Raw genomic sequence first — 19,807 nt, 5'->3', positions numbered from 1 at the left:
AAGGGGGATATGGCATGCTGAACGTTTATCTGTCAGGCGAAATTCACACCGACTGGCGCGAACAGATCACTGAAGGGGCAAAAGGTCTTGCTGTGACCTTCAACAGCCCGGTCACCGATCACGCCGCCAGCGACGATTGCGGCGTGGCGATCCTTGGCGCTGAGGACAGTAAATACTGGCACGATCACAAGGGCGCGATGGTCAACGCGATCCGCACCCGTAAGGGAATTTCCGATGCCGATGTGGTCGTCGTGCGCTTTGGCGAAAAATACCGACAATGGAACGCGGCGTTTGATGCTGGCTATGCCGCCGCGCTTGGCAAATCGCTGATCATCTTGCAAGAACCGGATCACGATCATGCCTTGAAAGAGGTCGACGCCGCCGCCCTGGCCGTTGCCCGCGACCCTGCGCAGGTTGTGGAAATCCTGCGCTATGTTCTGGACGGCAGCCTGCCGGGGTAACGCCCCTGGGCCACGCGACGCTTAATGTGCCTCGGCCCAGTTCGCCCCCTGCCCCGCATCCACGACCAAAGGCACGTCAAGATGCACGGCGGGGTGCGCCGCGCCTTCCATCACATCGCGGGCCGTGGTGATCAGACGATCAACCGCATCCTCGGCCACCTCAAAGATCAATTCGTCATGCACCTGCAACAGCATCTTGCAGGGAATATCGGCAATGGCATCCGGCATCCGGATCATCGCGCGGCGGATAATGTCGGCGGCACTTCCCTGGATCGGTGCATTGATCGCTGCGCGCTTGGCAAACCCGGCGCGCGGGCCCTTGGCGGCAATCTCGGGCGTGTGGATCTTGCGGCCAAACAGGGTCTGGACATAGCCATGCTCTTTGGCAAATCCGACGGTTTCATCCATATAGGCCTTGATGCCGGGAAAGCGTTCAAAATAGCGGTCGATAAAGCCCTGAGCCTCTGACCTCGGGATGCGCAGGTTGCGCGCAAGACCAAAGCCCGAGATGCCATAGATCACACCAAAGTTGATCGCCTTCGCCTGACGGCGAATATCCGGCGTCATGTCATCCATCGGCACATTGAACATCTCTGACGCGGTCATCGCGTGAATATCCTGCCCCTCGCGAAACGCCGCCTTAAGCGCATCAATCCCCGCCACATGGGCCAGAATCCGAAGCTCGATCTGGCTATAATCGAGACTGACAAGGCGGTTTCCCGGCTCTGCAACAAAAGCCTCACGGATGCGGCGGCCTTCTTCGGATCGCACCGGGATGTTTTGCAGGTTGGGATCGGTCGATGACAACCGTCCGGTATTCGCCCCGGTCTGAACATACGACGTATGCACCCGCCCCGTGTCCGGGTCGATATGATCCTGAAGCGCGTCGGTATAGGTCGATTTCAGCTTGGAAAGCTGGCGCCAATCCAACACCCGAGCGGGCAGTTCGTGTTCGGTTGCAAGGTCTTCCAAAACATCGGCGCCCGTCGCATAGGCCCCGGTCTTGCCGGTCTTGCCGCCCTCAAGCCCCATTTCGTCAAACAGGATTTCACCCAATTGCTTGGGCGAACCGACGTTAAAGCTGCGCCCGGCAAGCGTGTGAATTTCAGCCTCTAACCCGGCCATTTTCTGGGCAAAGGCATTCGACATCCGGCTCAGGGTTTCACGATCAACCTTGATACCGTACCGCTCCATCCGGGCCAGAACCGGCACCAGCGGGCGTTCGAGAACCTCATAAACCGTGGTCACCTGATCGCGGTGCAATTGCGGCTTGAACAGGTGCCATAGGCGCAGCGTGATATCGGCATCCTCGGCGGCGTATTTCACTGCCTCATCGACTGGTACGCGATCAAAGGTGATCGCCGATTTACCCGTCCCCAAAAGCGATTTGATCGGGATCGGCTTATGCGCCAGATAACGGTCGCTCAGCGTGTCCATCCCATGCCCATGCTGCCCGGCATAAAGCGCATAGGACATAAGCATCGTATCATCAATCGGGGCGACCTGAATGTCGAGGGCCGCAAAAATCTTGGCGTCATATTTCATATTCTGCCCGATCTTGAGGATCGCATCATCTTCAAGCACTGGTTTCAATGCGGCAAGCACATCGCCGACGCTTAGCTGCCCATCGGCAAGCTTGTCCGATCCAAAAAGATCGTCCGCCGCACCATCCTTATGGATAAGCGGGATGTAACAGGCCTGACCGGGATCGACGCAAAGCGAGATTCCCACAAGATCGGCTCGCATCTCATTGAGCGATGTCGTCTCGGTATCCACCGCCACATAACCACGCGCCCGAATGCGTTCGATCCATGTTTCCAAAGCGGCCATATCGCCAACCCGTTCGTATTTTTCAGGGTCTATTGCGGGCCATACCGGGGCATTCTGCGCCTCAGTCCCCGCTTGTGGCGACGCCTCTGCGATCACCGGCGCATCGGCGCCAAGCGCATCGGCAATCCGCTTGGACAGGGTGCGGAATTCCATCCTGGCAAGAAACTCCAGCAGGGCATCAGCGTCCGGGTCACGCACCTCAAGATCATCAAGCGTGAAATCAAGCGGCGTGTTGCAATCAAGCTGCACCAGCCGCTTTGACATCTCGATCTGTTCACGCTTCTCAATCAGGGTCTGGCGGCGCTTGGGCTGTGTGATCTCTTCCGCGCGATCCAGCAACTCTTCAAGCGAGCCGAATTCATTGATCAAAAGCGCCGCGATCTTCACCCCGATGCCCGGCGCGCCGGGGACATTATCGACACTGTCCCCGGCCAAAGCCTGCACATCGACCACGCGATCCGGGTCAACGCCAAACTTTTCGCGCACCCCATCGACGTCAATAAGCCGGTTTTTCATCGCATCCAGCATATCGACCCCGCCGCCGACAAGCTGCATCAGGTCCTTGTCGCTGCTGATGATCGTCACCCGCCCGCCAAGATCGCGCGCCTGACAGGCCAGCGTCGCGATAATATCGTCGGCCTCATAGCCTTCGATCTCTTCACAGGCGATGTTGAAGGCGCGCGTCGCCTCGCGCGTCAGCGGCATTTGCGGCCGCAAATCCTCGGGCATCGCCTCGCGGTTGGCCTTGTATTCGGGATACATATCGTTGCGAAACGTGTGGCTCCCCTTGTCAAAGATCACCGCCACATGGGTCGGCGCATCATGGCCATTGTTGCCCTCGACATAACGCTGCAACATGTTGCAAAAGCCCGCGACCGCCCCGATCGGCAAACCATCCGATTTGCGCGTCAACGGCGGCAGCGCATGATAGGCCCGAAAGATAAACGCCGATCCGTCAATCAGATGCAGATGACAACCTTTTCCGAATGACATGGCTAGCCCCTTTCGCCCAGACGGCTTTCATCTTTCCAAAAATACTCAAACGCCAATGGTCTCCGCAGACGCGGCGCTGGTCGGTTCAGACTTTGCCTTCAAAATCGCGGTGCACAAGCTTGGCATCGCAATACGGGCATTCGACATAGCCCTTGTCCTGCGGAATCTGAAGCCAGACGCGCGGATGGCCCAGCGCGCCCTCGCCGCCATCACAGGCCACGCGATAGGCGTCAACAATTCTCGTTTCTGGGGCCTGCGTTACCATGGGGGCGTTTCCTTTTGCGTAACTTTGAATTAGGTCCAAATATGATTGATCCGCCAGCAAGGAGCAAGAGCACCATGGCCGCAAATGCCATTGAAATCCGTGGACTGACAAAAACCTATGGCGGCGGGCGCAATAGCCCCGAAAAACAGGCGCTCAAGGGCATTGATCTTGATATCCCGCAAGGCTCTGTTTTTGGGCTTTTGGGGCCAAACGGCGCCGGCAAATCGACGCTGATCAATATTCTTGCCGGGCTGGTTCTGAAAACCAGCGGTCAGGTCACGATCTGGGGTTTCGATCAGGACGTGAACCCGCGCCAGTCGCGCGCCTCGATCGGGGTCATGCCGCAGGAACTCAACCTTGATCCCTTTTTTACGCCGCACGGCGCGCTTGAGGTGCAGGCCGGTCTTTATGGAGTGCCCCGCGCGCAACGCAAAAGCGACGAAATCCTGCGCCTTATCGGACTTGAGGACAAGGCCGATGCCTATGCCAGAACGCTGTCGGGCGGCATGCGGCGGCGGCTTTTGCTGGGCAAGGCCCTTGTGCATACGCCGCATATTCTGGTGCTGGATGAACCGACCGCAGGTGTCGATATCGAATTGCGCCAGATGCTTTGGGAAAATATTCGTCGCCTCAATCAACAGGGAATGACGATTATCCTGACCACGCATTACCTCGAAGAGGCCGAAGAGATGTGCGATGAAATCGCCATCATCAACCTTGGCCAACTGGTGGCGCGCGACAGCACCGCCAACCTTTTGGGGCGGCTTGATGCCAAGACGATGATCATTCAGCCCGATAGCCCGGCCACAACCTTGCCAAAGGGCGAGGGGCTAGAGATTTCATCGCGTGCGGATGGGGCGCTTGTGATCACCTATCATTCGTCGGTCACCTCGGCCGAAGCGGTTCTGGCCGCCGTTCGAGAAGCGGGGATTTCCATCCGCGACGTAAAGACCGAACAGGCCGATCTTCAGGATGTGTTTCTGGAACTGACACGCAGCCGCTAAAATTCGCCTGCCAATACAGGCGTCACTTGCCCCAGCCGTCGGATTGCATTTCGCGCAGACGGCTGGCGGTGCGTTCAAATTCGAACGATCCTTCACCTTCAAGGTAAAGGTATTCCGGCTTTGCCGCCGCCGAACAGATAAGCCGCACGTGCGCCTCGTAGAGCGCATCAATCAGGGTGACAAAGCGCTTGGCCTCGTTGAAGTTGCTGCGCCCCAGTTGCGGGATGTCTTCCAGGATCAGAACCCGCGTCGCCTCTGCCAGCGCAAGGTAATCCGCCGGGCCAAGGGGTTTGCCGCAAAGATCATAAAACGTTGCCCGCGCCACGCCGTTGTGAAACGCCGGGATCTCGACCTCGCGCTTGTTGACGATGATCTTGTGCGGCTCGCCCTTGCCGCCGGTCAGATCCTGCCAGATACTCTGGACCTCGGCGCGCGATGCCTCATTGATCGGGGTAAAATAACTTGGGCTTCCGGCAAGGCGATCCTGTCGGTAATCCGTCGGGCTTGCCATTTCATAGACAACCATGCGCTCTTTGACGATTTCGATGAAGGGCAGAAAAAGCTGACGGTTCAGCCCGTTTTTATACAGCTCGTCGGGAATGCGATTGCTGGTCGTGACCACCACGACACCGGCGGCAAAAAGCGCCTCGAACAGGCGGCCGACAATCATCGCATCGGTGATATCGGTGATCTGCATCTCGTCAAACGCCAAAAGCTGTATCGAATCGGCCACCTCTTTCGCCACCGGGGTAAGTGCATCGCTTTCGTTGCGCGCGCGGGCCGCATGTAGCCCGGCATGGATTTCCTGCATGAAGGCATGAAAATGCACCCGGCGCTTGGGCACATCGACCGTCTCGACAAAAAGATCCATCAACATGGATTTGCCGCGCCCGACCCCACCCCAGAGATATAGCCCCTTGATCGGCTCTGGTGCGCGGCGAAACCAGCCTTTGCGCGGTTGATCGGCCAGGGCCTGTCGAATCCGCTCGAATTCGGGCAGAGACGCCTCTTGTGCGGCGTCATAGGTCAGCGTGCCGTCGGCAACACGCCGGGCATAAAGTTCGGGTAGCGTTTCCATACCACCGGGATATCGCGGGAAAGGCGCCGGGAAAAGCGCCAATGCCTTGAGGGTTCAGGCTTTTCGCGCCAGCCGGTTCATCACGCCGACCAATTCGGCGCTGATTCCCGGCTCTGACAGGGCGTGACCGGCCACCGGAATCATCCGCAGATCGGCGTTTTCCCAGACCCGCGCCAGTTGATAGGCGGTGGCGGGCGGACAGATCATATCATAGCGCCCCTGCACAATCGTGCCGGGGATATGGGCGATTTTATCCATCTGATCAAGGATTTGACCGTCATACGCCAGAAACCCGCGATGGGTGAAATAGTGGTTTTCAAGGCGCGCAAAGGCGCGCGCATAATCCGCCGGGCTATCGCCGCCAACGCCGGTGGAATGCACCGTGGCAAGCGCATTTTCCCAGGCCGACCAGGCCTTGGCATAACGAACCTCTTCGTTCAATATCCCGGAAAACAGCCGCCGGTGATAGGCGGCGATAATATCGCCGTGTTCGGCCTTGGGAATCAGCGATTTGAACTGATGCCAGGTTTCGGGCCAGAATGCCCCGGCCCCACCGCCATAAAACCAGGTCAGTTCGGCCTCGGTCATGGTGAACACGCCGCGCAGCACAAGATGCATCACTGGCGCGGGATTGGCCTGTGCATAAATCAACGCTAACGTCGCGCCCCAGCTTCCGCCAAAGACAATCCAAGTGTCAATGCCAAGCGCGCGGCGAATATGTTCAATATCCGCCACCAGATGCCAGGTGGTGTTATCCTCAACGCTGGCATGGGGCCTTGATCGCCCGCACCCGCGTTGATCGAACAGAATGATCCGATAGATGGCCGGATCGAAATAACGCCGCATCGCCGGGCTGCACCCGCCACCCGGACCGCCGTGAAACACCACAACCGGCAGCCCATCACGGCGACCGGATTGCTCGACATAAATGCTGTGCCCGTCGCCCACATCCATCATTTGCCGGTCAAAGGGTTCGACCGGCGGATATAGATATTGTACTGCGCTCTTTTGGCCTGAGAATTTGTTCATGGATGTCCTATATAACAAGCATGTCCAAAAGAGCATATGGAGAGCAGAATGCAAGCCGCCCAGAGCACGATTGATCCCGGCGAAGTCGCCAAATTCGAAGCGATGGCTGCCGAATGGTGGGATCCGAACGGAAAGTTCAAGCCGCTGCACATGCTGAACCCTTGCCGTCTGGATTATATCACCGCGCAGATCGCGGCCGAATATGACCGTGATCTTACCGGGGATATGCCTTTCAAAGGGCTGCGTATTCTCGATATCGGCTGTGGTGGCGGATTGCTAAGCGAGCCGATGGCGCGCCTCGGCGCCGAGGTGGTTGGCGCCGATGCCGCGCCGCGCAACATCCCGGTTGCACAGGTTCATGCTGAGCAATCCGGCCTTGCGATTGATTACCGCCACACCACCGCCGAGGATATGGCCGCCGCTGGCGAACAGTTTGATGCCGTGTTGAACATGGAAGTGGCCGAGCATGTGGCCGACCCCCTAGCCTATCTCACCGCCTGTCGGCAATTGCTCAAACCCGGCGGAATTCAGATTTGTTCAACCATCAACCGCAATCCCAAAAGCTTCGCCATGGCGATTGTCGGCGCGGAATACGTGATGCGCTGGCTGCCCAAGGGTACGCATGAATGGTCGAAATTCATCACCCCGGACGAGCTTTATGACCTGCTGCGCAAGGCTGGCCTCGATCCGGTGGATCGCAAAGGCTTCGTGTTCAACCCGATCACATGGGTCTGGCGGTTGTCGGACAGGGATCTGAGCGTGAATTACGTCACCGCCAGCGTCAAGCCGGGCTAGCCGCGCGGTTCCAGCTTGGAGCGTAATTCGCGCAGCACCGGAAGGCTTGCGCGCACCCTGTCTTCGCCAAGATCGCTGATCAGTTCCGAAACCATCGGAGTGATCCCGGCGATGGCGGCGTCGCGCGCCTGTCGGCCAGAGGGGCTGATCGCGACCATCTTGCGGCGCGCATCATCCCAATCAGGGCGGATATGCACGTATCCGGCCCACTCCAGCTTGCTCAGCGTGTTGGTCATCGCACCGCGCGTCACGTGAAAGCTTTTGGCAAGCTGCGCCGGGCTGCGCTCGTCGCCGATGCGGGCAAGATGGTTGAGAACCGAGAAATGCGAGATTTCCATGCCCTTGGGCAACACCCGACTTAGCCGATTGCGGATAAGCTGTTCATTGGTGAGGATCTCACTGAACAAGGCCACCGCCAGGGAATTGCTGGTCGTGTCATTCATGCCGGGCCATCAAACTGCCTGTCATGCCGCAGCGACGGGACACGCGCCCGCGCGCTCTCGATCTCGGCCGGGTCAAGATCAACCACGAGAACGCCGGGATCGGTGCCGCCATCGGCCAGAACCTCGCCCCAGGGGGCGACGACAAGGCTATGACCGTGGGTTTGACGGCTGCGCCCGGTACTTGCGGCATGGGTGCCGGTTTGCGCCGGGGCCAGAACGTAACAGCCGTTTTCAATCGCCCGCGCCCGCAGCAGGGTTTCCCAATGCGCGGCCCCCGTGACATAGGAAAACGCCGCGGGCACCGTTAGAATACGCGCTCCGGCATGGGCAAGGCGACGATAAAGATGCGGAAAGCGAATGTCATAGCAAATGCTCAGACCGAGCGTACCGATTGGCAAATCGGCGGTCACTGCACAGGCACCGGGACGAAACCCATCTGATTCGCGATAGGTTTCCTCGGGTGACACATCGACATCAAACATGTGGATCTTGTCATAGCGCGCAACAATCCGGCCATCCGGCCCAATCAGAAACGACCGATTGGCGAACCGGCCATCGGGGTCGCTTGTCTTGAGCGCGAGCGAGCCGATCAAAAGCCAGATGCCGCGCTCTGCCGCCTTGGCACGCAGCGCTTTCAGTGTCGGGTCGCTGTCCTCGGGATGCAGAACCGCCTTTTGATGCGTGCGGCTCCCGGACACACAATTGGTCACCTCGGGCGTCAGGACAAATTCGGCCCCCTGCGCGATTGCTTGGTCAATAAACGCCAGCGTGACCGGCAGGTTTGCTGCCGGATCATCGCTGCTGTTGAGTTGAACAAGGGCTGCGCGCATTGACGTCACTTGCCCAAAAGCGCGTCAAGCTTGCCCGCCCGCTCAAGCGCTGAAAGCTCGTCATAACCGCCGACATGGGTCTTACCGACGAAAATCTGCGGCACGGTATGACGGCCGTTTGCGCGTTTCAACATCTCGGATTTGCGGGCCGGTTGGGCCAGCACGTTAATTTCCGAAAAGTTTACGCCCTTTTGCTTGAGCAACCGCTTGGCCGCGTGACAAAATCCGCAAAGAGGCGACGAATAGATTTCAACTGGTTGCATTTTGGCATTCCTGTTTTCCTGTTTGGCAGGAACTTAGGCATCCTTGGCCGTGCGCGCCAGTGTTAGTATGCGCACATCTTGCGCGCCCGCCGAAAAACAGGCCTGCGCCGCCGCCGAAAGCGTGGCCCCCGAGGTCATCACATCATCCACCAAAAGCACATTACGCCCGATAAGCTCGGTTTGACGCCTTTGATTGATGTGAATCGCACCATCGAGCGTGGCATGTCGTGCGTCAGCGCCCAGCCCCTTGAGCGAGCGGGTGTGTTTGGACCGAAGCAACAGATCGGGGCAGACCGGCAAAGCAGTCTCACGCGCCAGCGCCTGTGCCAGAAGCGCAGATTGGTTAAAGCGTCGCTTGAGCATCCGCAGCCAATGCAAGGGCACCGGTGCAACTAGCGTGTTGCGGGTCAACAGCGGCTGTGCGGCCCGCGCCATCCAGACGGCTGCGGGGCGCACGACGTCATGACGGTCGCCATGCTTGAGCGCCAGCACAAGTTTGCGGCCGTTTTCGTGGTACACAAGCGCCGATCGCCCCCGCGACCATGGGCGCGCCACACTCCGGCACTCGTCGCAATGCTCTGCATCTCCACCGTCTTCGCCGGGAAGCGGCACACCGCAGGTGTCACAGACCAGCCCTGCAATGAACGGCGTGTCCCGCCAACACGGACCGCAAAGGCCAAAATCGCTTTCGACGTGGCAACCGCACAAAGTGCAGCGCGCCGGATAGATCACCTGAAGTGCCGTTTGAAAAGCCGTCATACTCGCCCTATTGTCCCCGCCATGACGCAAACCCTGACAGACCGCTCCGCCCTGATCCGCAACCGCCGACGCGCCTTGCGCGCGCCTGTCTGGTTTCTGCATGAAACCGCCGCTGATGAGATCGAGGATCGCCTGAGCTTGGTTAAAAAATCCTTTACCTCGCCTGCCGTGGTAAGCGGTTTTCCGGAATTCTGGCAAAATCGCTTTCCCGAGGCCCTCTGCGTTGGGGATGGCGACACTCTTGCGCTTGCCCCAGAGGCGCATGATCTGGTGATCCACGCGCTTTGCCTGCATTGGGCGAATGATCCTGTGGGTCAGCTTATTCAGGCGCGGCGTGCGCTCAAACCCGATGGTCTCATGCTGACCGCGTTGTTTGGTGGCGAAACCCTGCATGAATTGCGCACCGCCCTGGCGCAGGCGGAATCGGATCTGCTTGGCGGGTTGTCGCCCCGCGTTTTGCCTATGGGTGAAATCCGCGACCTCGGCGCGCTTTTGCAACGCGCGGGCTTTGCCCTGCCGGTGGCCGATACCCTGCCGCTTAAGACAAGCTATGCCTCGCCTGCCCACTTGATGCGCGAATTGCGCGCGATGGGCGAGAGCAACGCCATGACAAACCGCCCAAGGCGCGCAACCCGGCGCGCGCTGTTTGATCGGGCCGCCGAAATCTATGCACATGAGTTTGGCGATGCCGACGGGCGCATCCCCGCCACCTTCGAGATGATATTCCTCACCGGCTGGTCCCCGGACGTCAGCCAACCCCAGCCCCTGCGGCCCGGATCGGCCAGCGCCCGGCTTGCAGATGTGCTTGGGGCCAAAGAAACACCGCTGAAAGATTGACCTTACCGTCGCAACCTCTATGTCAGCCTTAGCCCGAGACAGTAAGGATTGACCCAGCCCATGCTCGATGCCCGTCATTCTGCCGCTCGCCCGGCCCATGCGCCCGGCGATCACCCCGCAATTGCACGCGCCAAGACGGGTGTTTTGCTGGCCAATCTGGGCACGCCGGATAATTACGATTATTGGTCAATGCGCCGCTATCTGAATGAATTTCTCTCGGATCGTCGTGTCATTGATTATGCGCCCTGGAAATGGCAACCGCTGTTGCAGCTCATCATCCTGACCAAGCGCCCGTTCACCAGCGGTCATGCCTATAAATCAATCTGGAACGAGGATAAGGGCGAAAGCCCGCTGATGACCATCACCCGCGACCAGACCGCAAAGATGGCGACCGCCCTTGAGGCGCGTTATGGCGACAAGGTGATGGTTGATTTCTGCATGCGCTATGGCAACCCCTCGACCAAATCCAAGGTCCGCGCCATGGTCGAGGCCGGCTGTACCCGTATCCTGTTCTTTCCGCTTTATCCGCATTACGCCGGCGCCACATCGGCCACCGCCAACGATCAGTTCTTTCGCGCGCTGATGGACGAAACATGGCAGCCGATTGCCCGTGTGGTCGAGCCCTACTTCGAAAACCCGCTTTATATCGAGGCTTTGGCCGAATCGGTCGAAACCGCCTATGCGAATGTTGAAACGCGCCCCGATATCCTTGTGGTATCCTATCACGGGATGCCAAAACGCTATCTGATGCAGGGCGATCCCTATCATTGCCAGTGTCAGAAAACCACGCGCCTGCTGAAAGAGCGGCTTGGCTGGGACGACACCGAGATCACCACGACGTTCCAGTCGGTTTTTGGCCCCGAAGAATGGCTAAAGCCCTACACCGTGAAAGAGGTTGCCCGGCTTGCCCGCGAAGACGGCAAGAAACGAATCGCCGTGATGGCCCCGGCGTTTTCCGCCGACTGCATCGAAACGCTGGAAGAGATCAACGAAGAGATCAAGGAAAGCTTTGAAGAGGCGGGCGGCGAGGAATTTACCTATATCCCCTGCCTGAATGACCAGGACGCGCATATCAAGGCTCTGGCATCCATTGTCGAAGCGAATCTTCAGGGCTGGCTTGAGTAAACGCCAATCACCCCTGCAGAAACGAAAAAAGGCAGTGGTTTCCCACTGCCTTTTTCCTAGCATTCAATACTGACTTAGTCAGCAATGACGACTGCGGCCACAACGGCCAGCAGAAGCAACGGAATCCAAACGCCAGCAGCAGACGAGCTTGCAGCGGTTTCTTCAACAATTACAGGTGCCTCGATAACGGGCTCTGCATAGTTGCCGGCGAATGCGGTCGAAGCAGCGGCGCTAAGGGCGGCAGCGAGAACGAGTTTCTTCATATTATCCTCCAGATATTGGCTTAACGCTGTTAAATACAACGCCAAGCACCCAAGACTTAACCTCGTGGCTTTTTTCTAACCAGCAATCCGAACCGAATGCAAACCCAAGTTAAGTCCAAGCCGCTATATCAGGGCGCTTTTTCGTCAAATAAGCAACACTTGGGTGCCCACTTTGGCCATTCCGAACAACTCGGCGATGTGTTCGTTGTAAAGACCGACGCATCCATTGGACGACCGACGCCCGATCTTGCGGGTGTCATGGGTGCCGTGGATTCGGTAATATGTCCAACTTAGGTAAAGCGCGTGGGTGCCCAATGGGTTATCGGGACCGGGCCCAACATAGGCTGGCCATTCGGGATTACGTTTAAGCATCGAGGGCGTCGGACGCCAACTTGGGCCTTCGACCTTGCGCACCACAGATGTGCGGCCACGACGTGTCAGATCTTCGGTCAGCGGCACGGAGGAGGGGTAAAGCTTGTAAACCGACTGATCCTCGTTCCAGAAATGGACCGCGCGCGAATCGATATCGACCAGGATTGCGCCGTTTTTGAGGTTCGAGAAATACGGCTCCCAGCTCAGCGTGCGAAAGCTTGATACATTGTGGCGCACCGTTTCGGTGACATCACGCTCAATCTCGACGGTGCCTTCACCGTCAACGCTCTGCGCCAACGCCGGTGCCCCGATCAGTGCCGCGGTCCCCGCCAGAAAAGCGCGCCGGTTCCAGTTGTCTCGGGTTTCAGAGGCCATTTTGGGTTTCTCCAGATTTTGGTCCTTGGATTGCAGATATATATGGCGCGAATGACGCAGTCGCAATTCAAACAACTGTCATCCGGCGAACTTGCGCGTATGTGGGTTTGAATCGCAACGTTTCCCACGATAAAGCAAAGACTACAGCAATTTCGAGTGGTTTGACATCATGGCGCGTCTTTACATCATCTTCCTGTCGGCACTTTTGGCTTTGGCGGCCTGCGCGGCCCCGCCTCCGCCACCGCAACTTGGGTCAGATGGCAAACCGCTACCCAAGCTTTATCGCATCAGATCGGGCGAAACGGCGGAAATTCAGTTCCGCATGCTGGATTCGGTGAATTCCCTGCGCCAGGCCGCCGGGCAATCGCCGCTTGTTCTTGACGCATCTCTGAATGCCGCCGCCGCAACCCATTCGCGCGATATGTCGCTGCAAAACCGGCCCTGGCACTTTGGCTCTGACGGCTCTTCGCCGATTGATCGGGTCAAACGCGCCGGATATACCGGCCATCTTGTTGGCGAGACGATTTCGGAGACCTATGAGACCGAGCTTGAAACCCTGGCCGTATGGATGGAAGAGCCCGGCTCGCGTCGTGTCATTCTTGCGCCGGACGCCACGAAAATGGGCTTCTCCTGGCTTCAGGAAGACAATGGAAAAATCTGGTGGACCATGGTTCTGGGCGGTTGATCAGGGGTTGATCGTCACCGGCGTTCCGTCGCGGACCATCGCATAGATGCTTTCGATCTCTCCGTTCTTGACGGAAATACAGCCCGCCGTCCAATCCGGGCCGAATATGCCAAGCTTGTTCGGCTCACCGTGAATAAAGATATCGCCGCCCGGTGATTTTCCGGCCACCTCGGCAAAGGCGATATCCTGTTCGTTTGGATAAGAGATGCCGAGCGACAGATGGAAAGAGCTGTTGGGATTGCGCCGGTCGACGGTGTAATCGCCCTCGGGTGTCTTGCCGTCCCCTTCAAATTCCTTATGGCCTTCGGGGGCAAAGCCAAGGTCGACCTCATAGGATTTCAGAACCCGGTCATGATGCAGCAAAAACATCTCGCGGTCACCCTTGTTGATGATGATCCGCGTCACCTCGGGGCCGTTATAGGTTTTGAATTTTGACGGGCCACCACAGGCCACAAGGGCCATAAGGGACGCCATCAGTAAAAGAAATCTGATGGGTTTCATCGAAAACTGCCGTTATACTGCTCGCGTCTTTCATACAATAATCTGGCCGCTTTGGAATAGGGGGAATTTTACGAATCACGCAGGATTTAGTGTGAATCCCGCCACCATCTCTACATGCGAGGACCAGCGGAACTGATCCACCACACGCAGACGATCAAGATGATAGCCCCCGGCCAAAAGGGCCTTGGCATCGCGGGCAAAACTTGTCGGGCTGCATGAGACATAGGCAACGACAGGGACGCGGGTGCGACAAATCTCGGCAATCTGCGCCTCGGCGCCGGCGCGGGGCGGGTCGATCACCACCGCATCAAACCGCTTTAGCTCATCCGGCAAGATCGGCTGGCGGAAAAGATCGCGCGCCTCGGTCGTCACCGATTTAAGGCCTTGGGTCTTGCGCCACCCGGCATCCAGAGCCGCACACATGGCGGCGCTGCCTTCAACGGCATGCACTTCGGCGTTTCTGGAAAGCGGCAGGGCAAAGGTGCCAGAACCCGCAAACAGGTCAATGATCCGTTTAGCCCCGCCGACAATCGCCTGAACATCGGCAAGCAAGGCCGCTTCGCCTTGTGCCGTGGCCTGCAAGAACGCGCCCGGCGGTGGCAGAACCCGCGCCGTGCCAAACACCTGTTCGGGGGCATGACGGGTCACAACCACCTCGTTGTCCCAGGCCAGCCGCGCCAGATTATGATGCTCCGCCAGAGCGGCGAGGGCAATTCGCAACGGCCCGTCCAGCGGCTTGCCCTCGCTCACCGAAACATCAAGACCGTTCAGCGACAGGGTCACCGACACCGAAATGCCGTTTTTGCGGCTCGCGCCGATTTCGGCAAGCGCGCAAGCCACCGGAACAGCCCCCAAAACGGCCGGGTGCAAGAGCTTGCAATCGGGGATTTCTATGATCACATCCGAGCCCTTGGCGTGAAACCCGGCCATCGCCCCCTTTTTGGTACGCCGCGCGGTCAGGGTCGCGCGACGCCGCGATTGCGCAGGCGAGACGTGGATCGGCGCAAACTCGGCCGTGATTCCATGCGCCCCGAGCGCGGATTTCACCACATCCTGCTTCCAGTCCGCCAGAAAATCATCCGAGGCATGCATAAGCTGGCACCCGCCACAGGATTTGAAATGCCGACAGGGCGGCGCAACCCGGTCGGGCGAGGGCGTGTCGATCTTGACATCGCGCAGCGCCTGGCCGTCAAGCGTTCCGCTCACCACCTCACCGGGAAGGGTAAGCGGGGCAAAAACCGGGCCTTGGGCGATTCCGTCACCCTGATGGCCCAATCGAATGATTTTATGTTGGCTCATGCGATTGGCTTTAGCCCGAGTTGCGGGCGCGTTAAAGGGCGCTTACACCAGATCGTCACGCCCAAGGCGAAAACCTGACGCGATCCAGCGCTGTTCCAGCTCGGCCAGACGCGCGCCAAGAGAGGCGCCGCTAAAATCAGGCATCAGGTCGACCGCCTTGACCGGAAACCGTGCCGCGGCACCGTGCGCAAGGTCATCCTTTGCGCCCGGCGCAAGCGGTTGCTCAAAGAGCGCCGCGCGCAGGAGCAGGATATCAAGCCCGTCAGATGCGCCATGACGATAGCCAAGTTCCGGCGCCGCCATCGTGCCCGTCGCCGCTTCGCGCAAATGCGCCAGCCGCCGCGCCTCAGCCTTGCTCAGACGCAACCGATTGGCCACGTCTTCTCCGCCGAGCGTTGCAAGCCGCCGAATGGCGTCGGGGGCCGTATCAATCTCTGATTCAAGATGCACAAGGGGGCCAAGCGCGCGATCGTCGGCCCCCGGCAAGACCGACGACAAGACACCGGCAGTGCGCATTGCGGCAACCGATGGCGCCGGGTCGAGCGCGCCCAAAAGCTTGCGCATCTCACCACCAACGCGCTCGCGCGACAGGCCCGCCAAGCCGTCGAGGTGCATCGCACATGCCGCCAACCCATCACCGTCAAGCCCGCCATCCGGGTCGCCATACCAGGCATGAAACCGAAAGAACCGCAAAATGCGCAGGTAGTCCTCCTGGATGCGTTTCGCCGGATCCTCGATAAAGCGCACATGCCGCGCCTTGAGGTCGTCAAGCCCGCCAAGTGGGTCAAGAACGGTGCCGTCGGGACGCGCGTAAAGCGCATTCATCGTGAAATCGCGCCGTCGCGCGTCTGCAATGATATCGCCGCCAAAGGCCACATTGGCGTGACGGCCAAAAGTCTCGATATCCTCTCGAAACGTAGTCACCTCATGGGGAATGTGACCCGAAACCACCGTAATCGTGCCGTGATCAATGCCTGTCGGGACCGGCTTTAGCCCCGCCGAACTGGCCAATTCCATCACCTGACCGGGCAGGGCATCCGTGGCAATGTCGATATCGCCCACCGGAGCGCCCAAAAGGGCGTTGCGCACACAGCCGCCCACAAACAGCGCCTGATATCCCGCATGCGTCAGCATCTTGCAGACCGCTTGCGTGGCGGCAAGCCTGAGCCAATCTTCGGTGATCTGCATCATGGCCGCGCCATCTCGGCCAGGGTACGCAAAATGCGCGCGGTCGCGCCCCAGACATAGTAGGGGCCAAACGGCACCGTGTAATAGCGCCGCCAACTGCCGCGCCAACGGCGTTGTTCAACCCGGAAATGCGACAGCGTCAACAGATGCGACAAAGGCACCTCAAAGACCTCATCCACCTCACCCACTTCCGCACGCGCCACAAACGGATGCGACACGCGCGCCAGGACCGGCGTCACATCAAATCCGGTAACGGTTTCATGTTTTGGCAGATGGCCCAAAACCTCGACATTGGCCGGATCGAGGCCGATTTCCTCCTGCGCCTCGCGCAGGGCGGTGGCCGTGATATCAACATCGCCCAAATCCTGTTTGCCGCCGGGAAAGGCAATCTGACCGGGATGATGCTTGAGAGCCGACGACCGTTTGGTCAGGATCACGCGCGCCACGCCGCCAGTGGATATCACCGGCACCAAGACCCCCGCCGCCCGAAGTTTGCGCCCCGCAGGAAGGATGATCTCGGGGTTGAGATCATAGTCAGACGAGGCCTGGCGCGCAGCGTTCAGCGCACCAAGCACCCTATCCAGCGGATCAGGCGCCACCGGGACCCTCTTTTGCCTCAAATCCGACTGTCGCCGGGTCAAGCCGGTAATGCGCACCGCAGAACTGGCAATCGGCGGTCACGATACCCTCTTCGGTGGTCATTGTTTCAATATCCTTGGCAGAGTAGATCGACAGGCTGTTGCGCACCCGATCCTCGGAACAGGTACAGCCAAAGCGCACCGGCTGAGCATCAAACACCCGCGGGGCCTCTTCATGAAACAGCCGCAGCAAAAGTTCGGTCGGCGCCACCGAGGGACCAATCATTTCAAGGTCTTCAACCGTATCAAGCAGGATATTTACCCGATTCCAGTTTTCCGCCTCCTCGCCATCGAGGATATCCTGCGGCATCAAAAGCCCGGCTTCCCCGGTGCCCCCTTCTTTTGCAAAGGGCGAGGCCTTGGGCATATGTTGCAACATCACGCCCCCCGCGCGCCAGTGCTCTGCTCCGCCGGCTTCGGTTGACTTGCCAAAGCTTAGGGCAAAACGCGTCGGAAGCTGTTCGGATTGGGCAAAATACGCCTCGGCGCAACTGCGCAGGCTGTCACCGGCCACCGGGGTGATCCCCTGATAGGGCGCCATACCCTGACCCTGGTCGATCATCACGGCAAAATAGCCATCGCCAAGCTGCTCGAACGGCGCGGCGTCGGTTAGCCTCTCTTGGGTATAGCTGGCATAGGCGCGTATGCGGGCGGGCTCGCCCTCTTCGGTCGGGCCATAATAATCGGTGGCGATCATCCGCACGGGGCCATTTGTTTGCACCTGAAGCGATAGCTTCCAGCGGAGCTTGATCGTCTGTCCGATCAATGCGGTCAAAAGCGCCATTTCGGCCACAAGCGCCTCAACCACCATGGGATAGTCATGCTGCTTGAGGATGCCATCCAGCACCCCGTCAAGCCGCGCAACACGACCGCGAATATCTGCCTGGTCAAGCTGGAACGGCAATATCGTGTCGTCCCAGGCGATTTTTTGTCCGAGTGTCATGGGGTTTCCTTCAGCGCCGGTTCTTGGCATATCGCGACTATATAGGCAGGGCAAGTCGGCGTCCAAGGGGGCAAGCCATGATCAGACGATTCGGAGAGACACCAAAACCCGGCATTTCATATCGCCGACGACCGGGCGTTTATGCGATTTTGCCCCGCGATGGGCAGCTGCTTGTCACCCATCAGGTCAATCCCTTGCCTGAGCTTCAGCTTCCCGGTGGCGGAATCGACCCCGGCGAATCGCCGATTCAGGCACTGCACCGCGAAGTGTTCGAAGAAACCGGCTGGAAAATCGCACGGCCCCTTCGGATCGGGGCGTTTCGGCGGTTCACCTTCATGCCAGAATACGATCTATGGGCCGAAAAACTCTGTGTGATCTATCGCGCTCATCCGGTACGCGTCCTTGGGCCACCCACCGAGCCGGGGCATCAGGCGATCTGGATCAGCCCCGACATCGCGGCGCGTGAACTGGGCAACGAAGGTGATCGGTTTTTTGTCAGCCAGGAAACAGGCTTGGCTTGAATTCAAGCAAGACGGCCGAAACATCATCGGCAAAATCTGCATCGCCAGCAAATTCCGACAGCTTCCAGATCAGCGATTCAAGACAGGCCATGCCGCGCGTCTGACGCAGATCGCGCAGGATGCTTGCAAGGCCCGCGTCATCCAAAAGCGCCCCGGATGTGCCCGCACATTCGATTATCCCGTCGGAATGGATAAGCAAGCGATCGCCCGGCGCCATGGTTACCTCGAACTGTTGATACTCGGCCCCGTCAATCAGACCCACAGGAAGACCGCCGCGTCCGACGAATTCAACCTGCCCGTTGGCCCGCTGAAGGGCCGGGTAGGGGTGACCGGCCTGGGACATGATCACCTTTCCACTGGCAAGATCGACATCCGCCAGAAGCAGGGTAAAGTAATGCTCGGTTTCCATCTCGCTCATGATCAGACGATTGAGATTGGCAATCACCTCGGATGGCGGGCGGGCGACAAAACGGCCATCGGCGGTCTTGCGCAGCGCGAGGTTCTGCTCCGGCACAGAGGACGACAGATATCCCGCCAGCCGCGCGGTCATCAGGGCAGAGCTTATTCCGTGACCGGAAACATCTATGCCATAGAGGCCGATACGCTGATCGCTGATCGGGAACATGCCCACCAGATCGCCGCCCACATGCCCCGCCGAATGCAGCATCAGGGATACCTCTGCGGGGCCAAAATCGCGATACCGCTCGCTCACCAGGGATTGTTGAAGCTTTTTGGCCTCGATCAGATCACTATCCAGCAAATCATAAAGCGTCTGCAATTCATCCAGCGTCGACTTGATAAGGCGGTTTTTCTCGGTGAGTTCCCGCTCCATCCGCAAAATACGGGCACCGGCGGAAATCCGGGCGCGCAATTCGGCGGCATTGACGGGTTTGGTTAGAAAGTCATCGGCCCCCGCATCAAGACCAAGCGCGACCTCATCCTTATCACTTTTTGAGGTGAGCAAGATGAAGTACCCATAGTTATCGCGCGACATCTGCCTGAATTCTTTACAGAAATCCAGACCACTCAGACCCGGCATCATCCAATCGCTCATCACAAGATCGGGGGGATTATCACGGCACAGTACAAGCGCATCACCACCTGATTCGGCCTCTTGCACCTCAAACCCCCAACGTTGAAGCGAGGCGCTCAGAATACGGCGTTGGAGGCGGCTATCATCCACCACAAGCACCCGTCGGATCACACCGCCGCCCGCATCCGTATCTGATAATTCCTGCATCCGAGACCGCACAACCGCCACCTTTGGTTTAACTGAACAACGCCTAACCGAAGGCCGCTTAACGGGATGT

At 58.9% G+C, this 19,807-nt stretch carries 23 protein-coding genes; 7 read left to right on the top strand and 16 right to left on the bottom strand.

Going from position 1 to position 19,807, the window contains the following annotated elements:
* The first annotated feature begins 14 nt into the window (after window positions 1-14).
* Window positions 15-461 (top strand): YtoQ family protein, encoded by a 447-nt coding sequence (locus BMZ91_RS02120; RefSeq protein ID WP_092833817.1) that lies wholly within the window; start codon window positions 15-17, stop codon window positions 459-461.
* 21 nt (window positions 462-482) lie between these two features.
* Here the strand turns inward: BMZ91_RS02120 and polA are convergent, their stop codons facing one another.
* Entirely contained in the window at window positions 483-3,284 is a 2,802-nt protein-coding gene (gene polA, locus BMZ91_RS02115) for a DNA polymerase I (RefSeq protein ID WP_092833816.1), read from the bottom strand.
* An 85-nt stretch (window positions 3,285-3,369) separates the two neighbouring features.
* Entirely contained in the window at window positions 3,370-3,549 is a 180-nt protein-coding gene (locus BMZ91_RS02110) for a zinc-finger domain-containing protein (RefSeq protein WP_092833814.1), read from the bottom strand.
* A 74-nt stretch (window positions 3,550-3,623) separates the two neighbouring features.
* Between BMZ91_RS02110 and BMZ91_RS02105 the strand changes: the two genes are divergently transcribed.
* Window positions 3,624-4,553: an ABC transporter ATP-binding protein gene (locus BMZ91_RS02105; protein ID WP_092833812.1), complete on the top strand. Its 930-nt coding sequence runs from the start codon at window positions 3,624-3,626 to the stop codon at window positions 4,551-4,553.
* Window positions 4,554-4,575: 22 nt separating this feature from the next.
* Here the strand turns inward: BMZ91_RS02105 and zapE are convergent, their stop codons facing one another.
* Together zapE and pip are read right to left on the bottom strand one after the other, a co-directional pair.
* Window positions 4,576-5,631 (bottom strand): cell division protein ZapE, encoded by a 1,056-nt coding sequence (gene zapE, locus BMZ91_RS02100; protein WP_092833810.1) that lies wholly within the window; start codon window positions 5,629-5,631, stop codon window positions 4,576-4,578.
* Between the two features lie 54 nt (window positions 5,632-5,685).
* Window positions 5,686-6,660 carry a prolyl aminopeptidase gene (pip, locus tag BMZ91_RS02095; protein WP_092833808.1) on the bottom strand — a complete coding sequence of 325 codons (975 nt, stop codon included), beginning with the start codon at window positions 6,658-6,660 and terminating at the stop codon, window positions 5,686-5,688.
* 48 nt (window positions 6,661-6,708) lie between these two features.
* Between pip and ubiG the strand changes: the two genes are divergently transcribed.
* Window positions 6,709-7,455 carry a bifunctional 2-polyprenyl-6-hydroxyphenol methylase/3-demethylubiquinol 3-O-methyltransferase UbiG gene (gene ubiG / locus BMZ91_RS02090; protein ID WP_092833805.1) on the top strand — a complete coding sequence of 249 codons (747 nt, stop codon included), beginning with the start codon at window positions 6,709-6,711 and terminating at the stop codon, window positions 7,453-7,455.
* Here ubiG and BMZ91_RS02085 read toward each other — a convergent pair.
* The 4 genes from BMZ91_RS02085 to BMZ91_RS02070 are packed head-to-tail and all read right to left on the bottom strand — an operon-like array spanning window position 7,452 to window position 9,750.
* Entirely contained in the window at window positions 7,452-7,898 is a 447-nt protein-coding gene (locus BMZ91_RS02085; RefSeq protein WP_092833803.1) for a MarR family winged helix-turn-helix transcriptional regulator, read from the bottom strand. The genes ubiG and BMZ91_RS02085 overlap by 4 nt on opposite strands.
* Window positions 7,895-8,728 (bottom strand): carbon-nitrogen hydrolase family protein, encoded by an 834-nt coding sequence (locus BMZ91_RS02080; protein WP_092833801.1) that lies wholly within the window; start codon window positions 8,726-8,728, stop codon window positions 7,895-7,897. The genes BMZ91_RS02085 and BMZ91_RS02080 overlap by 4 nt, the downstream gene beginning before the upstream one ends.
* Window positions 8,729-8,733: 5 nt before the next feature.
* Window positions 8,734-8,991, bottom strand: coding sequence for a glutaredoxin 3 (gene grxC / locus BMZ91_RS02075; protein WP_092833799.1), 258 nt, complete (start codon window positions 8,989-8,991; stop codon window positions 8,734-8,736).
* 33 nt (window positions 8,992-9,024) lie between these two features.
* Window positions 9,025-9,750 carry a ComF family protein gene (locus BMZ91_RS02070; protein ID WP_177193763.1) on the bottom strand — a complete coding sequence of 242 codons (726 nt, stop codon included), beginning with the start codon at window positions 9,748-9,750 and terminating at the stop codon, window positions 9,025-9,027.
* Between the two features lie 21 nt (window positions 9,751-9,771).
* On the opposite strand from BMZ91_RS02070, the gene BMZ91_RS02065 reads away from it, so the two are divergent.
* Together BMZ91_RS02065 and hemH are read left to right on the top strand one after the other, a co-directional pair.
* Entirely contained in the window at window positions 9,772-10,587 is an 816-nt protein-coding gene (locus BMZ91_RS02065) for a methyltransferase domain-containing protein (protein WP_092833797.1), read from the top strand.
* 60 nt (window positions 10,588-10,647) lie between these two features.
* Window positions 10,648-11,712 carry a ferrochelatase gene (hemH, locus tag BMZ91_RS02060; protein WP_092833795.1) on the top strand — a complete coding sequence of 355 codons (1,065 nt, stop codon included), beginning with the start codon at window positions 10,648-10,650 and terminating at the stop codon, window positions 11,710-11,712.
* A 74-nt stretch (window positions 11,713-11,786) separates the two neighbouring features.
* On the opposite strand, the gene BMZ91_RS02055 is transcribed toward hemH, so the two are convergent.
* The gene (locus BMZ91_RS02055; RefSeq protein WP_092833793.1) at window positions 11,787-11,975 is read right to left on the bottom strand and encodes a hypothetical protein; all 189 of its coding nucleotides are present in this window, start codon (window positions 11,973-11,975) and stop codon (window positions 11,787-11,789) included.
* Between the two features lie 144 nt (window positions 11,976-12,119).
* A complete protein-coding gene (locus BMZ91_RS02050; protein ID WP_092834121.1) occupies window positions 12,120-12,722 on the bottom strand; it encodes a L,D-transpeptidase in 603 nt (200 codons plus the stop codon).
* A gap of 169 nt (window positions 12,723-12,891) precedes the next feature.
* On the opposite strand from BMZ91_RS02050, the gene dalA reads away from it, so the two are divergent.
* Window positions 12,892-13,407 carry a divisome-associated lipoprotein DalA gene (gene dalA, locus BMZ91_RS02045; RefSeq protein ID WP_092833791.1) on the top strand — a complete coding sequence of 172 codons (516 nt, stop codon included), beginning with the start codon at window positions 12,892-12,894 and terminating at the stop codon, window positions 13,405-13,407.
* Here the strand turns inward: dalA and BMZ91_RS02040 are convergent, their stop codons facing one another.
* The 5 genes from BMZ91_RS02040 to hslO form a co-directional block, all read right to left on the bottom strand.
* Window positions 13,408-13,908, bottom strand: coding sequence for a L,D-transpeptidase family protein (locus tag BMZ91_RS02040; protein ID WP_092833789.1), 501 nt, complete (start codon window positions 13,906-13,908; stop codon window positions 13,408-13,410).
* A gap of 75 nt (window positions 13,909-13,983) precedes the next feature.
* The gene (locus BMZ91_RS02035; protein ID WP_092833787.1) at window positions 13,984-15,207 is read right to left on the bottom strand and encodes a class I SAM-dependent RNA methyltransferase; all 1,224 of its coding nucleotides are present in this window, start codon (window positions 15,205-15,207) and stop codon (window positions 13,984-13,986) included.
* 42 nt (window positions 15,208-15,249) lie between these two features.
* Complete coding sequence (locus tag BMZ91_RS02030) at window positions 15,250-16,395, bottom strand: CCA tRNA nucleotidyltransferase (protein ID WP_092834119.1); 1,146 nt, start codon at window positions 16,393-16,395, stop codon at window positions 15,250-15,252.
* The gene (locus BMZ91_RS02025) at window positions 16,395-16,994 is read right to left on the bottom strand and encodes a CoA pyrophosphatase (RefSeq protein WP_092833785.1); all 600 of its coding nucleotides are present in this window, start codon (window positions 16,992-16,994) and stop codon (window positions 16,395-16,397) included. The genes BMZ91_RS02030 and BMZ91_RS02025 overlap by 1 nt, the downstream gene beginning before the upstream one ends.
* On the bottom strand, window positions 16,984-17,976 hold the full coding sequence (gene hslO, locus BMZ91_RS02020; protein ID WP_092833783.1) for an Hsp33 family molecular chaperone HslO: 993 nt from the start codon (window positions 17,974-17,976) through the stop codon (window positions 16,984-16,986). Before hslO ends, BMZ91_RS02025 begins: the two co-directional genes overlap by 11 nt.
* A gap of 77 nt (window positions 17,977-18,053) precedes the next feature.
* Between hslO and BMZ91_RS02015 the strand changes: the two genes are divergently transcribed.
* Window positions 18,054-18,497, top strand: a complete 444-nt coding sequence (locus tag BMZ91_RS02015; protein ID WP_092833781.1) for an NUDIX hydrolase — start codon at window positions 18,054-18,056, stop codon at window positions 18,495-18,497.
* Here the strand turns inward: BMZ91_RS02015 and BMZ91_RS02010 are convergent.
* Window positions 18,472-19,737: a PP2C family protein-serine/threonine phosphatase gene (locus BMZ91_RS02010; protein WP_092833779.1), complete on the bottom strand. Its 1,266-nt coding sequence runs from the start codon at window positions 19,735-19,737 to the stop codon at window positions 18,472-18,474. The genes BMZ91_RS02015 and BMZ91_RS02010 overlap by 26 nt on opposite strands.
* Window positions 19,738-19,807: the final 70 nt, after the last annotated feature.

The sequence above is a fragment of the Roseovarius lutimaris genome, assembly GCF_900115165.1.
Taxonomy (GTDB): Bacteria; Pseudomonadota; Alphaproteobacteria; order Rhodobacterales; family Rhodobacteraceae; genus Roseovarius; species Roseovarius lutimaris.
This window is presented reverse-complemented; position numbering and strand designations above follow the sequence as displayed.